This window comes from Agathobaculum sp. Marseille-P7918, from assembly GCF_900625105.1.
Classification (GTDB): domain Bacteria; phylum Bacillota; class Clostridia; order Oscillospirales; family Butyricicoccaceae; genus Agathobaculum.
In genome coordinates this window covers 19,962-34,471 of record NZ_UYYD01000001.1, presented here as the reverse complement: position 1 = coordinate 34,471, position 14,510 = coordinate 19,962, and the positions used below count along the sequence as shown (strand labels likewise).

Here is a 14,510-nt window from a genome sequence, read left to right as displayed (position 1 = left end):
ATCCCGAAAGGAGAACGCACATGCATCCGTTCACGCTCATCACCGACTCTACGATCGACGAAAACGCTTCCTATTTCGCCAAGAACGATATCAAGTACGCGCCGCTTTCCTTTACCATTGACAACCGCACCATCGAAGAGGACTGCGGTCAAACCGTCCCCTTCCATCAGTTTTATGACCTGCTGCGGCAGGGCAAACGCTCGACCACCTCGCAGGCCAAGCTGGATACCTTCCTCCAGCTGTTCCGCGAAGCGCTGGACGCCGGTCAGGACGTTCTGTATATCGGTTTTTCGTCCGGCCTGTCCGGCACGTTTCACGCGGGCTGCATGGCGCGCGACGAACTGGCGCCCCTCTACCCCGACCGGAAAATCTTCTGCGTGGATTCGCTTTCCGCCACCGGCGGCGAGTATCTGCTGGTGGACAAGGCGCGCGATATGCGCGACAGCGGCTGCACCGCTGAAGTGACCGCCGCCGCCATTGAGCAAATGCGCCTGCATGTCATCCATCTGGTCACAGTGGACGACCTAAACCACCTGCACCGCGGCGGCCGCCTGAGCAAAACCTCGGCCGTGGTCGGCAGCCTGCTCGGCATCAAGCCGCTGATCTGGGTCAACGACGAGGGCAAGCTCGAGGTTTGCGGCAAGGTTCGCGGCCGTCAGAAAGCGATCCAGTATCTGGCCGAACGCACCCTGCGCGAGATCAGCGACAAAAACCAGGTCGTCCGCATCGGTCACGGCGACTGCCCGGATGACGCGCAGACGCTGGCCGATCTGCTGCAAAAAGGCGGCGTGCGTGCGGATATCCGCTGCATCGGCACCGTCATTGGCTCGCACACCGGCCCCGGCGTATTGACCACGTTCTTCTTCGGCGGCGACCGCAAGCCCGAATAACCTTTGAGGCATTTCAATTCCAAAAGCTTTTCACCAACCGCTTTGGCGTTTTATCCGCCAAAGCGGTTTGCTTTTTGCCCCGCCGCACCGCCGCCGGAATGCCAGCATAGGATGGCACAAAGGAGGAATTACTTATGAATCAATCGGCAACCCTTGCGGTGGCCGGCGGCGATATCCGGCAGGCCCATCTTGCTGCGCTGCTGCATGCCGATGGGTATACCGTGCGCACCTTTGCCTTGGAACGCCACCCGATCGAAGGGTGTGCCGCTGTCAGCGATCCCCGCAGCTGCTTTACCGACGTGCAGGCCGTCATCCTGCCGCTTCCCGTGCAGCATGGCAATTCCCAGCTCAACGCCCCGCTCTCCAACACATCCTATCCGCTGATCGACGTGCTGGACGCCATCCCGGCAGGCACGCTCACGCTGGCCGGTTCCGTGCCCTTTTGGGTGCACGCCCGCGCCGTACAGAACAACCTGCGCTTGATCGACTACTTAGCGCGCGACGAGCTCGCCATCCGCAACGCGGTGCCAACCTGCGAAGGCGCTTTGCAGCTGGCGATGGAGCAGACAGCGTTCACCCTGCAAAAGGCGCGCTGTCTGGTGATCGGTTACGGCCGCATCGGCGCGATGCTGGCACACAAACTGCGCGCGCTGGATGCTTTGGTCACGGTTTCCGCGCGTTCTCCGCGCGATTTCGCACGCATCCAAACCGCGGGCATGCAGACTTTGGACACCCGCCATCTCGCCGGAAAGCTGGCCGGATTTGATCTCATCTTCAACACCGTGCCCGCGCCGGTGCTCGGCGACGCGGAACTGGCAGGCCTGACGCCGCCCTGCCTGGTGATCGATCTGGCCTCCCTTCCCGGCGGCGTCGCGCCCGACGCGCAGCTGCCGTCCGGCTGCCGCCTGCTGCATGCGCTGTCACTGCCCGGCAAAGTCGCTCCGCTCACCGCCGCGCACGCGATCCACGACACCATCCGCACCATCTTTCACGAGGAGGGCATGCTATGACCCCACCCATCCGCATCGGCTTTGCGCTGACCGGTTCCTTCTGCACCTTCGCCGCAGTGCTTCCCATCGTGGAAACATTGGTCTCCCGCGGCTGCGAGGTCACCCCCATCCTGTCCACCAACGCCGCAACGCTGGACACCCGCTTCGGTTCTGCCGATATGTGGCGCAGCCGTCTGCATCATGCCACCGGACGCGAGGCGATCGACTCGATCCCCGCCGCCGAACCCATCGGACCGAAAAAGATGTTCGACATTCTGGTCGTCGCGCCCTGTACGGGAAATACACTGGCCAAACTGGCGCACGGCGTAACCGATACCCCGGTCACCATGGCGGTCAAAAGCCACCTGCGCGGGGAAAAGCCCGTTGTGCTCGCCGTTTCCACCAACGACGCACTGTCCGGCAGCGCGGCCAACCTCGGCGCGCTGCTCAACCGCAAGCACTATTACTTTGTGCCCCTGCGGCAGGACGCGCCGTTTGCCAAGCCGCGCTCGCTGGTCGCAGACATGGACCGCATCCCGCAAACCATCGGCGCCGCGCTGGAAAACCGGCAATTGCAGCCCATTTTCCTGGCACCAGGCGAACACTAAGACGATTTGACACAAGAAAGCCCGCAGAGCATTGCTCTGCGGGCCTTTTTCTGCTTATTTTGCCGGCTGTTCCAGATTCTTGTTGTTGCCGGTGGCAAAGGTGATCGCGCGGGCACAGTTGGTAATCTCCGCCCGCTTGGTTGCGCCGCCGAACTCGCCGTCCAGCGTCCACGGCACTTCCTCCGCCGCATCAAACGTGATCTGCGATGTGCGGAAATACACAAACCGAGTCGATTCCATATTGTGTGTCAACAGGTCATTGACCAGCCACTGCAATTCCATCGGGTTTTCCACCGGATACACAAGCAGCACTTCGTGCAGACCATCATCCAATGCGACACCGTCCGGCGTGATGGCCTTGAAGCCGCCGACCGACACCGAATTGGAAACCATGCCGTAAATAAAATCGTCTTCGATCGTCATTTCCGCGCTGGTTACACGGATATGGTGCTCCTTGATATTGGCGAGCGATTTCACGCCTTCCAGAATATATGCCGCGCGGCCGAAAATATTTTTGGACTGCTGCGGCGTGGCATAGGACACCTCGGTAAACACGCCGAACGCCGCGATATAGTTGAAATACCGGTCGTTGAACCGTCCGATATCGAGCGCCTGCAAATTGTCCCCGACGGCGACCACGGCTGCCTCCGCCGGCACTTTGGAAATGCCCAGACTGAGCGCGAAATCATTGGTCGTGCCGGCCGGAATATAGCCCAGCGGCGGCCGTGTGTCCGCTTCCATCAGGCCCGTGACCACTTCGTTGAGCGTGCCGTCTCCGCCCGCACACACAATGCGGTCAAATTCCCCGGCGCGCTCGCGCACCATGCGGGTCGCATCCTGCGCGCCCTGCGTCACATACAGCATCACTTCATAGCCCGCCTGCTGAAACGCGTTGACGCAGCCAATGATCTTGCCGCTCATTGCGCCGCGCCCAGCGTGCGGATTGACGATCCAAAGCAATTTTTTCACGGGGCGCGCCTCCTTTGTTCCCAAAATTCTTTCTTACATCAAGAAATCAGATCGCAGACCGCATTGGCATAAGCCACCGGATCATCCACCGGCAGGCCCTCGATCAGCAGCGCCTGCGTATACAGGATATCGGCATAGGTCTTGAGCTGATCGGAGTTCTCCTCCTGCAGCTGGCACAGCTTGCGGAAGATCGGATGCTCGGCGTTCAGCTCGAGCACACGCTCCGCGTGTACGCGCTGGCTGTCGTCCATCGCCTGTTGGTTGAGCACCTTTTCCATCTCGAGCGTCACCGGACCTTCTGCACGCAGGCAGCACGGATGGCTCTTCAGGCGGCGCGTCAACTCGACCTTTTTCACCTTGCCGGACAGGGCGTCGCCCAACGCGGTGAGCAATGCGCTCTTCTCCTCGGTGAGCTTTTTGATCTCTTCCTTATCGTCCTCGCTGTCCAGACCCAGATCCGCATCGGCAATCGACTTGAAGTCCTTCTCCTTGTAATTTGCCAGCATCTTGATGCAGAATTCATCGATGTTGTCATCCAGGCACAGAACCTCGTAGCCCTTGTCGCGCAGCGTCTCCATCGCGGGCAGCAGCTTGATCTTGTCAACCGTCTCGCCGCAGGCATAGTAGATATACTTCTGGTCTTCCTTCATGCGGGAAACATACTCGTCCAGCGTTACCAGCTTATCCTCGGTCGAAGAATAGTACATCAGCAGATCCTGCAGCAGCTCCTTATGCGCGCCGTACTGCACATAAGCGCCGTACTTGATCTGACGGCCGAACGCATGCCAGAACTTCTCGTAATCCTCGCGCTTGTCCTTCTGCATCTTGACAAGCTCGCTCTTGATCTTCTTCTCCAGGCTCTGCGCGATCGCCTTCAGGTGACGGTCATGCTGGAGCATCTCACGCGAGATGTTGAGCGACAGATCCGCCGTATCCACCATGCCGCGCACAAAGCTGAAATGGTCGGGCAGCAGGTCCGCGCACTTATCCATGATCAGCACGCCGTTGGAATACAGCTGCAAGCCCTTTTCATAATCCTTGGTGTAATAGTCCATCGGGGCATGCGCCGGGATGAACAGCATCGCGGTATAGGTGACCGCGCCTTCCACGCTGGTGTGGATATGACACAGCGGGGGCTGATAATCATAGAACTTGCTGGTATAGAAGGTGTTGTAATCCTCGTCCTTCAGTTCTTTCTTGGACTTCTTCCAGATCGGCACCATGGAGTTGAGCGTTACGTTCTCGGTATACTCTTCCCACTCGGGCTTGTAATCGTCCCCTGCGTCGGCCGGCTTCTCTTTCATGCGCGAGCGTGTCATATCCATCTTGATCGGGTAGCGGATATAATCCGAATACTTCTTGACCAGACCCTGCACACGGTACGGTTCCAAAAACTCGTCGTAATTCTCGTTTTCTGTGTTCTCCTTGATGGTCAGCGTGATGCGTGTACCGTTTTCCGCCTTCTCGCACGGCGTTACAGTATAACCAGCAGCACCGTCCGACTCCCAGCGGTTTGCCTGCTCGCTGTCAACGGCACGCGAAACCACTTCCACATGGCTTGCCACCATGAACGCCGCATAAAAACCGACGCCGAACTGGCCGATGATATCCACATCGTCCATCGCGTCGTTTTCCTTCTTAAACGCAAGCGAACCCGAGCGCGCGATCGTGCCGAGGTTGCTCTCGAGCTCCTCCGCCGTCATGCCGCAGCCATGATCCTCGATCACGAACTTGCGGTTTTCCTTGTCCAGCGTGATTTCGATCGGCAGGCTGTCGCGCGTAATGCCCGTTCTGCCTTCCTTCATCGCATTATAGTACAGCTTATCCGTCGCATCCGACGCATTCGAGATCAGTTCACGCAGAAAAATTTCCTTGTGCGTATAAATGGAATTGATCATCAAATCCAGCAGACGCTTGGATTCCGCCTTAAACTGCTTCTTTGCCATGATTTCCTACACCTCTGTTTTTTGGTATTAGCACTCTCCATCTTAGAGTGCCAACACTGATATGATAATCCTGTGTTAAGGAAAAATCAAGTAGTAAGCAGAAAATTCATGATTTGTTTATATTTCGGCAAAAGCAAACGGCCCGAAATCCGGTTTCGGGCCGCTGTACTTATTGAATTTTGTTTTCTGCGATGCCGCGCTCGCGGATGCTGTCGCGCACATATTCGCGCAGCAGCGTATATACCACCGAAACCACCGGAATGGCAAACAGGATGCCCAGCACGCCCGCCACACTTGCGCCAAGTGTGACAGCCACCAATACCCAGATGGACGGCAGGCCGACCGAGCCGCCGACCACGCGCGGATAAATGACGTTGCCCTCGATCTGCTGCAGCACCAAGAACAGCACGATGAACCACAGCGCTTGCATCGGGCTGGCAATCAGGATCAGGAACGCGCCCACAATGCAGCCGATGAAGGCGCCGAAGATTGGGATGAGCGCGGTCACGCCGATGAGAACGGCAATCACGAGCGCATAGGGCATTTGCAGCGCCGACATGCTGATAAAGAACATCATGCCGAGGATGAACGCCTCCAGGCACTGGCCGGACAGAAAGCTGTTGAAGGAAGCGGACGTCAGGTTGCAGACCTCCAGAAAGCGATCAACATGCTTTTCCGGGAATACCGCATAAAACAGACGGCGGAACTGACGGCCCAGATTTTCTTTTTGCAGCAGGATATAGATCGCAAACACCAGACCGATGATGGTATTGGTCACGCCGCTGACCACAGACGTTGCAATATCAACTGTACTGCTCAGGAAATTGCTGTTTTGCAGGAAATCCTTCGCCATCTGGCCGATCTCTTTCCAGTTGACGTCGAGCAGGTCGGCCTCGATCTTGCGGATTTCATCGGCGAACATGGGCAGACGTTCTCCCGCTTCCTCCAGAATCTGCGGCAGGCGTCTTCCAAAGCTCGTCATTTCGCGCCCGATGGCAGCAAACGAACTGTACAGTTCCGGTGCCACCATAAACAGCACAATCACGATCACGCCAAGCACCACAGCCAATGTGAGCAGCAAGCTGAACACCCGCTGCATTTTCCGCATGCGTTTGCTGCTTTTTGCCTTGCTGTTTGCAAAAATCTTTTGCTCAAAAAAGCGCATGGGGACGTTCAGGATAAACGCAATGCAGCCGCCGATCAAAAACGGCGCGGTCAATCCCGCCAGATAGCGCAGCGCAGCCGATACCATCCGGGTGTTCTGCAAACCCACATACAGCAGGATCCCAAAAGCAATCAGCCCCATGATTTTTTTCATTGTATCGCGATTCAGATTCAACGTTAAACCCTCATCCATTTTTGTGGTTTGATATTGATATATATCTAACCATTTTTCCCAGTTAAAGTCAAGCAATTGCGGTCAGAATTCACACGTTATTTATAAAGCCCGCAAAGCGCTTCTCTTTTTTTGCATATTCTGTCATTTTTTATGAAACCCCCTTTTCAATATTCGTCATATCTGCTAAAATGAATTTGGTATTGTTTCTATTTTTATGCAAAAAGGCAATACGCAAGCGTATGCAGCCTATTTACCGGAATCATACGCGACAACAAGGGGGTTTTATCATGTACAAAAGAATTCTTGCGGTATGTCTTGCGGCCATTCTATGCGTCGGCAGCGGCGTACCCAGCGCGCTGGCGCTGAGTTTTCAGGCGGAAAGCGTCTTTGTCATGGACGGCGACACCGGCGAAGAGCTGTACTCCTACAACGGCGACGTCGCACGCGTGCCCGCCAGCATGACCAAGGTTCTAACGGCCTACATCGTTTATCAAGAGCTGGAAGCCGGTACGATCACGCTCGACACCCCGGTGAAGATCAGCCATAACGTCGCAGTCAAGTCGCGCGATTCCAATTACCCGACCGCCGTCCCGCTGACCGAAGGCGCGACCTACACCGTGGACACCCTGCTGCACCTGATTATGATTCCGTCGGCCAGCGCATCCTGCATCGCCATGGCTGAGCACATCAGCGGCAGCGAAAGCGCGTTTGTCACGCGCATGAACGCCACCGCCAAGTCCCTCGGCCTGAACGCCACCTATTACAACTGCCACGGCGCGCAGCCCAACTATATCACGGCCCGTTCACAGGCCAAGCTGACCAAGATCTTCATTGACACCTATCCCGATATCCTGCGCATCACGAAAAAGAGCGGTTTCAGCTTCAACGGCACTTACTACAACAACACCAACCACCTGCTCAACACCATGGCGCCGTACGAAGGGCTGGACGGCTTCAAAACCGGCACCATCTCGGCCGCAGGCTACTGCGTGACCACGACCGCCGTCCGCAACGGCCGCCGCGTGATCGCAGTCGTGATGAAGTCCACGAGCGACGCGCAGCGCTTCGCGGATTCCCGCCAGCTGCTCGACTACGGCTTCGACCAGATCCAGAAGCGCGACGCATCGCGCGCCTCGACCGGCGTCAGCATCACTGCGCAGCCCGACAGCGTCCGCCCCTATCAGCCCGCGTCCTTCACCGTGCAGCTGAGCGGCGTTTCCGCGGCCTATACCGCAAAAGCGCAGTGGTACGTCAACGGGGAAGCTGTGGAAAACTACGGCAACAGCAACTTCCAGGTGACCGCCAACAAGACCAGCACGCTCAACTATACGCTGCGTGAGCTGACCGGCGATACCCTCGACGTTTCCTTTGTGCTGACCATGCCGGACGGCACGGAAAAGCGCGCCGACACCACGGTCGCGATCGAACAGCGTCCGGTCTCCTATACCGGCTCGCTCAACATCCGCAGCGCAGCCGTCTATCCCGGCAAGACGCTGACCATCACCGCCGACGTCCTCGGCGCAAACGACATCTACCGCGTGCAGCTGCCCGCCGGCTGGCAGTGGGACGGCGAGGCAATCCCCGGTTATTCCAACAACGCCTTCACGATCCTGAACGATCAGGCGGCCAGCCAGTACACGCTCCGTGTTCCGGCTGACGCGCAGCCCGGCCTGCACACGCTATCCTTCGTCGTCGGCCCCACGGGCAGCACCGGCGTGGAACAGCTTGTTCTCTCCGCAGACATTGAAATCGCCGCGCCTCAAAGCGCGGAGGATACCGCATCCGAAACGCCCGAAGAGATCGATGCGCAGCCGGAAAATGCGCAGGCTGCATAATCCAATACGCAAAAAGGTCGGAAGCATGCTTCCGACCTTTCTTTTTGCCATAAAACACATTTATGACGGCTTGTTCTGCCGCAGCTGCGCCAGCGCAGCGAGCAGCGTAGAGCACGCCTCGTTTTCGCATCCCTGCCAATCGATCGCGCCCAAGCGCACATCCGGTTTGCTTCTGCCGTGGAAATCGCTGCCGCCTGTGAGCAACAGGTTGCGCTCCACCGCTTTCTGCCGATAAAGCGCTGCCTGCTCTGCGGTGTGATAGCTGCTGAACGCTTCCACGCCGTCCAGCGGCAGGGCGAGCACCTCGTCCAGCGCCTCTTCGTCCGACATGCTGGCGCCCGGATGTGCCAGCACCGCGATCCCGCCCGCCTCATGGATCAGGCAGACGGCCTGCGCTGCCGTCATAAAATCAACCGACACGGCTGCCGGTTTGCCCGGTGCACAGACCGACCAATAGAAATTGGCCAGTGGACGGTCGGCCAGCTTCCCGCCCGGCAACAGCGGACGGATCAGCGGATGCGCGCGGTTTTCCGGCAGTTGCAGCGCGGACTGCGCGATCGTTTCCGCGCATACCGCGCCGTCTCCCGCCAGTTCCAGCACCTGATCCCGCTGAAACCGAATGCCAAGCGCCGCCACGGCGTCCATCAGGCGCAGCCCTGCCTCGATTTGCAGGCCGCGCACCTCCTGTATCGTATGCTGCAAACGCGGGCTGGCAATATCAATGCCGTAGCCGAGCAGATGCAGATGGGTTGCCTGATGCAGGCAGTCCAGTTCCACGCCGGGAATCGCCTGCACCCCCAGCTGCGCACAGCGCCAGATAAATTCCGCCGATCCCGCAACATCATTGTGATCGGTCAGCGCCGCCAGCGTCACGCCCTCCTGACAGCACAGCTCCGCCAGTCCGCGCGGCGAGATCTCTCCATCCGCGCTGACGGAAGAATGCATATGCAGATCGGTCTGCGCCATTGCTCTGCCCCCCTATCCAGTCGTTGCTCAAGCGGAAATCCTTTTGATGACCGCATATTCCAGTTCAGGCGGCAATACGGCATCCGCCGGGATAAACCACCGGCGGCTCAGACGGATCACGCCGCGAATGCGGGATTTCTCGCATTCTCTCCGCACCTGCTGCGCGCTGACGCCCCATTTGATTGCGGCTTCCGGAATGGTCATATAATCCTTCATTTTTAACGCTCCTTTCATGCCAGCCTCATACATGCTTTATGCCAAAGGTTTTATGAAAAAAGATGATACACTGCCTGTGCCACGCCGTCGTGGTCACAGTCGGCTGTGACATACTTCGCCACAGTTTTGAGCGCCGGGTCGGCGTTGCCCATCGCCACCGGCATGCCGACCGCGCGCAGCATGGCCGCGTCATTGTCGCTGTCGCCAATGGCGACCATTTCCTCGGGTGCCACGCCGAGCATTTCACCCAGACGAATCAGTGCCCTTCCCTTGTCCACGCCCGCCGGCATGACTTCGAAATTATCGCTGCCCGAGCTGGTGATCGTGATGCCCGGTAGCAGGCGGATGGTCTCGAGCGCCTTGTCCAGATCGGCACGCTCCCCGATTGCATACACCTTGGTCACATCCAGCCCGCGCGCCCGGATTGCGCCCGCAATATCGTCCAGCACGACCTTGTTGGCGTGAAACCCTTCGACGCGATAGTTCTGCACAAAATCGCGGTCGGAAAACGGGTTGATATAGATTTTGTCGCCCACATAAATCATCACGCGCACGGGCAGATCCTGCACCGCCGCGACCGCCTGCGCACCGATCTCGCAGGGCATCGCCCAGCTTTCCAGAATGCGCTCGTCTGACGCTGTGGCGATCGCCGCGCCGCCCGCAGTGACCATCTTGTCCTCGCAGGCGATCTCGCGGGCAAACTCCGCGGCCTCGCCCACGATGCGGCCGGTGGACAGCACCACATAAACGCCGCGCGCCTTGGCCCACGCAAGCGCTTTGCGCGTTTCGGGCGTGATCTCCTTTTGGGAATTGAGCAGCGTGCCGTCCAAGTCGAGCGCAAGCAAACGATATTTCATTTGTCTCCCTCCCCGATCCAATGATACACCGCGGCCGCCACGCCCGCGTGGTCGTTGTCCGGCGCGATCCAGTCGGCCGCCTTCCGCGCGGCGTCCGAGCCGTTGCCCATCGCCACGCCGACGCCCGCCGCACGCAGCAGCGCGCAGTCGATATCGTGATCACCGATCGCCATAGCCTGCGCCGGTGCAATGCCAAGATACTGGCACATCGTCAGCAGCGCTTCCGCCTTGCCCGCCTGCCGCGGCATGATCTCCAGATATTCGTCCTTGGAGCGGAGCAGTTCAGCTTCCGGCATCCGCTGCTGTAAGGTTCGGTCAAACCGGTCGATCTGCGCCGCCTCGCCCATGCACAGCAGCTTGTGCGGCGCGCCCTCTGCCAGCGCCTGCACAAGCGGCAGCGCCGTCGGACGCAGCCCGGTGATCGCGCTTTCCCGCAGGCTCCATCCGTCCTCCCGCTCGACACACCAAGCGGTGTCGCGGTACAGGCTGAGCGAAATGTCCTGCTTGCGCGCCAGATCGATCACCGTCCGCGCCGTATCCACGGGCAGTCTGCGGTCGAAAATGCGCTTATCTCCTTGTTCAATCAGCGCCCCGCCGAAGCTCGCCACCGGCCCCGGCACGCCCAGCGCATGCGCAATCGGCGCGATTGCCTGCGGCGGCCGGGCGGACAGCAGGCAAATGCATATCCCTCTGTCCGCCGCAAACCGCACTGCCGCCCGGTTTTCGGGCGGCAGCTGATGCGCGGTGTCGAGCAGGGTTCCGTCAATATCCAGACACAACAGGCGAAGGGGAAACGCTGTGCTGCCGGTCTTGCTCATGCCTGCTCCACCGCCTTTAGGATGTGGTCCACATTGCGGCGGCCGTTGTGGATGCCCAGCCCGATCAGGGCGGCACAGGCCACGCTGACCGCTGCCAGTACGATGCCCGCCACGCCGCAGGCCAGGCGGAGTCCGCCTCCGCTCAGGCCCCACCAGGCCAGCACCGCAGCGCACGAGGAAAGGAGCATCGCATTCCTGAGCCAGCCTTGCAGCCGTTTCAGCGCGTCCTTTTGCTGCTGGGCTTCCAAAAGCAGCGTTTTCTTACTCAGTTTGGTTTTCATCTGCGAAAACTCCTTTCCAAATCTTTGTCTTAGTAGCTCAGCTGCGGATCAAAGAAGCCGAGCAGCACGCCGATCAGCGCCACGCCGACCAGAATGAGCATAACGGTCGTCGGCGCCATTTTCTTTTTGCTCATCAGCCAGTAGCAGAACATGACGGCAGCCAGCGGCAGGATCTTGGGGAAGATCGTATCAAGTACACCGGTCTGCAAGGCGATGTCGCCGGGCAGGACCAGAGGCGTCGTGATCGAAATCCAGGTTGCGGCAACCGCGCCGATGACGATGGTGCCCAGCATGATGACCGACTCGCGGATGGCGTTTGCCTTCTCGCCGACGATCAGCTCAACCGCCTTGCCGCCCAGTTCGTAGCCCTTGTAGTACAAAAAGCGCATGCCGAGCGTCAGCACCAGATTGTAAACAATGATGTAGAAGATCGCGCCGAGCGGCGAGCCGCCGGACGACATGCCGAGCGCCACGCCCAGCAGGATCGGAATGAGCGTACCGACCAGCAGGCTGTCGCCGATACCGGCAACCGGGCCCATCAGGCCGGCGCGGATACCGTTGATCATTTCGCCGTCGATCTCTTCGCCGTTGGCCTTGGCCTCCTCGAGGCCTGCGGTCATGCCGACGATCACCGTGCCGAGCTGCGGCTCGGTGTTGAAGAATGCGGAATAGGTCTGGAGGGCTTCCTTCTGCTCCTCCTTGGTGTCATACAGCTCCTCTACCAGCGGGAGCATGGCGCACAGGTAGCCGAACGTCTGCATGTGCTCCTGCGAGAAGCAGGTCAGATGGCCGTAATACCAGTTGCGGAAGGATTTCGCAAGCGCCTTTTTGGAAAGCTTCTTTTCAGCCATGGTCAAATCTCCTCCTCGTCATCGTCGAATTCGTCCGTGCCGGCGTCAGACGCGGCAGCGGGCGCAGCCTTCTGCATGCTCAGCAGCTTGATGCGGTAATTGATGACCGCGAAGAAACCGCCGACGACCGACGCCGCGATCAGGTTCAGACCCATGCAGGCCGCCAGCGTAAAGCCGAACAGGAAGGTCAACAGATCGACCGGCTTGGTCGCCACCTGCTTGAGCAGGATCGCAATACCGACTGCCGGGAGGAGCGAGCCGACCGTAAACAGCGTTTTCATAGCGATGCCGTCCATCGGCAGATACGCCTTCATCAGGTCAACCATGTTGACGCCGACCTTGGTGATGATGAACGTCGGGATAAACGAGCACAGGATGTGCGAGATCCACGGCAGCCCCATATCGACCAGATAGAGCTTGCGCAGATTACCCTTTTCCAGCGCGCGCCAGCCCATGTGCTGCCAGACGAGGTTGACGGTTGCCGTGCCGTAGAACAGCACCGTGCCGAGCGTACCAACCGCAGAACCGAGGGTGACTGCCATTGCCTGTCCTTCCGGCGACGCCGGGCTCAGGCCCATGCCGTGCACCGCAACGATGGACAGCGGGATGCCGATGTAAGAAATGGCGCGTACGTCCGCGGATACCGTGCCGCCGGGCGTGACCAGCGCGATGTAAACAACCTGAATGGCTGCGCCCAGATAGATACCGGTCTGCACATCACCCATGATCAGGCCGACTACCAAACCTGCGACCAACGGACGGCCCAAGGTGTAGTTGCCGAATACCGTGCCGCCAAGGCCGGGCATGGACGCCAAACAGGCGAACAAGCCGAACAATGCTGCCTGCCATACCTGGATTTCCATAAATCCTTCACCTTACCTTTCTGATAAAACCCCTTTTGTTGTTATCACAAAGCCGCACAAGGCAGCCTTTGGATACGATCAATAGCCGAACTGGCCGCGGAATTTTCTCCAGTTGCCAATGGCGGCTTCTTTAATCAGGGCAAATTCCACTTCGTAGCCCTTCTGCATGATCGCCTCGAGTGCGTCCGCCTCTTCCTGCGTGATGGACTGGTTGTTGCCCAGCTTGACCGCGCCCTCACGGTCGTTGCACGGCCCGATGATGACCGTCTTGACCTCGCCGGGATCAAAGCCGTCATCGACGAGGATCTTCTTCATCGTGATCGGGTCCTTGGTGATCAGGAAATAACGGTCCTTGCTGGCCAGCACCTTGCCGCACTTGGCGCGCCACTCGTCGAGCGTCCAGACGAAGGTCTTTTTGTCGCTGGCGTTCTTGTACGCTGCCTTGAGTACCGGCGTCTTGGCTGCCTTATCGTTGACGGCGATCAGGCCGTCGCAGGGATATTCCAGCGCCCAGCGGGTGCAGGTCTGACCATGAATCATGCGGTCATCTACGCGAATAAATGAAATAGACATATGATTTCCTCCTTATTCCGTGCTGCAAATTATCCTCAGATCTCGTCTTCGTCGCCGCCGTCCAGCGCAAACGGCTTGAGCTGTCCGCGGCCCTCTTCCATGATTTCGGCTGCAACCTGCTCGAGCGGTGCGTCCGCGTCCGCAAAGGCAGCAGTCAGTACCAGCGGCAGGTTCATGCCGCCGATGGCAGCCGTGTGCGGCAGCAGGCCTTTTTCGGTCAGCACCTCCATCGCGGTCGTCAGCGGTGAGCCGCCGATGATGTCGGCAAACAGCAGGATCTCATCCTCTTCCGTGACATCGGCAACCAGTTCGGCAAACGCCTTGCGGTAGGTGTCCACATCCATACCGTCCAGCAGGCTGGTCGAGCGGATATCCTTGCGGTCTGCGCCGGCCATCATGCCCACCGCGTTGTGCAGGCCCGGTGCGAAGGTGCCGTGGCTGACCAAAATCAGATATCTCATGTTGTGTTTCCCCTTTCTCGTTTTTGTTGAGTCAATTTTACCAATCGA

Annotated in this window: 16 protein-coding genes; 4 read left to right on the top strand and 12 right to left on the bottom strand. The window is 59.0% G+C overall.

The annotated features are described in order from the left end of the window. Positions 1-20 precede the first annotated feature (20 nt). The 3 genes from EJL02_RS00150 (at position 21) to EJL02_RS00140 (ending at position 2,487) form a co-directional block, all read left to right on the top strand. A complete protein-coding gene (locus tag EJL02_RS00150) occupies positions 21-890 on the top strand; it encodes a DegV family protein (RefSeq protein ID WP_125114404.1) in 870 nt (289 codons plus the stop codon). A 134-nt stretch (positions 891-1,024) separates the two neighbouring features. Next, the gene (locus EJL02_RS00145) at positions 1,025-1,900 is read left to right on the top strand and encodes a dipicolinate synthase subunit DpsA (RefSeq protein WP_125114403.1); all 876 of its coding nucleotides are present in this window, start codon (positions 1,025-1,027) and stop codon (positions 1,898-1,900) included. After that, positions 1,897-2,487, top strand: coding sequence for a dipicolinate synthase subunit B (locus EJL02_RS00140; RefSeq protein ID WP_125114402.1), 591 nt, complete (start codon positions 1,897-1,899; stop codon positions 2,485-2,487). Before EJL02_RS00145 ends, EJL02_RS00140 begins: the two co-directional genes overlap by 4 nt. Before the next feature lie 54 nt (positions 2,488-2,541). On the opposite strand, the gene EJL02_RS00135 is transcribed toward EJL02_RS00140, so the two are convergent. The 3 genes from EJL02_RS00135 to EJL02_RS00125 form a co-directional block, all read right to left on the bottom strand. Then, on the bottom strand, positions 2,542-3,456 hold the full coding sequence (locus tag EJL02_RS00135) for a diacylglycerol/lipid kinase family protein (protein WP_125114401.1): 915 nt from the start codon (positions 3,454-3,456) through the stop codon (positions 2,542-2,544). 38 nt (positions 3,457-3,494) lie between these two features. Further along, positions 3,495-5,402 (bottom strand): molecular chaperone HtpG, encoded by a 1,908-nt coding sequence (gene htpG, locus EJL02_RS00130; protein ID WP_125114400.1) that lies wholly within the window; start codon positions 5,400-5,402, stop codon positions 3,495-3,497. 169 nt (positions 5,403-5,571) lie between these two features. Beyond that, positions 5,572-6,741, bottom strand: coding sequence for an AI-2E family transporter (locus tag EJL02_RS00125; protein ID WP_125114399.1), 1,170 nt, complete (start codon positions 6,739-6,741; stop codon positions 5,572-5,574). Positions 6,742-7,028: 287 nt separating this feature from the next. On the opposite strand from EJL02_RS00125, the gene EJL02_RS00120 reads away from it, so the two are divergent. Further along, the gene (locus tag EJL02_RS00120; protein ID WP_164510208.1) at positions 7,029-8,576 is read left to right on the top strand and encodes a D-alanyl-D-alanine carboxypeptidase family protein; all 1,548 of its coding nucleotides are present in this window, start codon (positions 7,029-7,031) and stop codon (positions 8,574-8,576) included. Positions 8,577-8,636: 60 nt separating this feature from the next. Here the strand turns inward: EJL02_RS00120 and EJL02_RS00115 are convergent, their stop codons facing one another. The 9 genes from EJL02_RS00115 to EJL02_RS00075 all read right to left on the bottom strand — a co-directional run bounded on the left by EJL02_RS00115 (position 8,637) and on the right by EJL02_RS00075 (position 14,462). Next, entirely contained in the window at positions 8,637-9,542 is a 906-nt protein-coding gene (locus tag EJL02_RS00115; protein WP_125114397.1) for a PHP domain-containing protein, read from the bottom strand. Positions 9,543-9,569: 27 nt separating this feature from the next. Next, positions 9,570-9,758 carry a DNA-binding protein gene (locus EJL02_RS00110; RefSeq protein ID WP_125114396.1) on the bottom strand — a complete coding sequence of 63 codons (189 nt, stop codon included), beginning with the start codon at positions 9,756-9,758 and terminating at the stop codon, positions 9,570-9,572. Positions 9,759-9,808: 50 nt separating this feature from the next. Continuing rightward, complete coding sequence (locus EJL02_RS00105; protein ID WP_125114395.1) at positions 9,809-10,615, bottom strand: Cof-type HAD-IIB family hydrolase; 807 nt, start codon at positions 10,613-10,615, stop codon at positions 9,809-9,811. Then, on the bottom strand, positions 10,612-11,433 hold the full coding sequence (locus EJL02_RS00100) for a Cof-type HAD-IIB family hydrolase (RefSeq protein WP_125114394.1): 822 nt from the start codon (positions 11,431-11,433) through the stop codon (positions 10,612-10,614). The genes EJL02_RS00105 and EJL02_RS00100 overlap by 4 nt, the downstream gene beginning before the upstream one ends. Beyond that, positions 11,430-11,714, bottom strand: coding sequence for a hypothetical protein (locus EJL02_RS00095; protein WP_125114393.1), 285 nt, complete (start codon positions 11,712-11,714; stop codon positions 11,430-11,432). The genes EJL02_RS00100 and EJL02_RS00095 overlap by 4 nt, the downstream gene beginning before the upstream one ends. 29 nt (positions 11,715-11,743) lie before the next feature. Further along, positions 11,744-12,565 (bottom strand): PTS system mannose/fructose/sorbose family transporter subunit IID, encoded by an 822-nt coding sequence (locus EJL02_RS00090; protein ID WP_125114392.1) that lies wholly within the window; start codon positions 12,563-12,565, stop codon positions 11,744-11,746. 2 nt (positions 12,566-12,567) lie between these two features. Further along, positions 12,568-13,428 carry a PTS mannose/fructose/sorbose/N-acetylgalactosamine transporter subunit IIC gene (locus EJL02_RS00085; protein WP_125114391.1) on the bottom strand — a complete coding sequence of 287 codons (861 nt, stop codon included), beginning with the start codon at positions 13,426-13,428 and terminating at the stop codon, positions 12,568-12,570. Positions 13,429-13,506: 78 nt separating this feature from the next. Continuing rightward, positions 13,507-14,001 (bottom strand): PTS system mannose/fructose/N-acetylgalactosamine-transporter subunit IIB, encoded by a 495-nt coding sequence (locus EJL02_RS00080; protein WP_125114390.1) that lies wholly within the window; start codon positions 13,999-14,001, stop codon positions 13,507-13,509. A 35-nt stretch (positions 14,002-14,036) separates the two neighbouring features. After that, on the bottom strand, positions 14,037-14,462 hold the full coding sequence (locus EJL02_RS00075) for a PTS sugar transporter subunit IIA (RefSeq protein ID WP_125114389.1): 426 nt from the start codon (positions 14,460-14,462) through the stop codon (positions 14,037-14,039). Positions 14,463-14,510 lie beyond the last annotated feature (48 nt).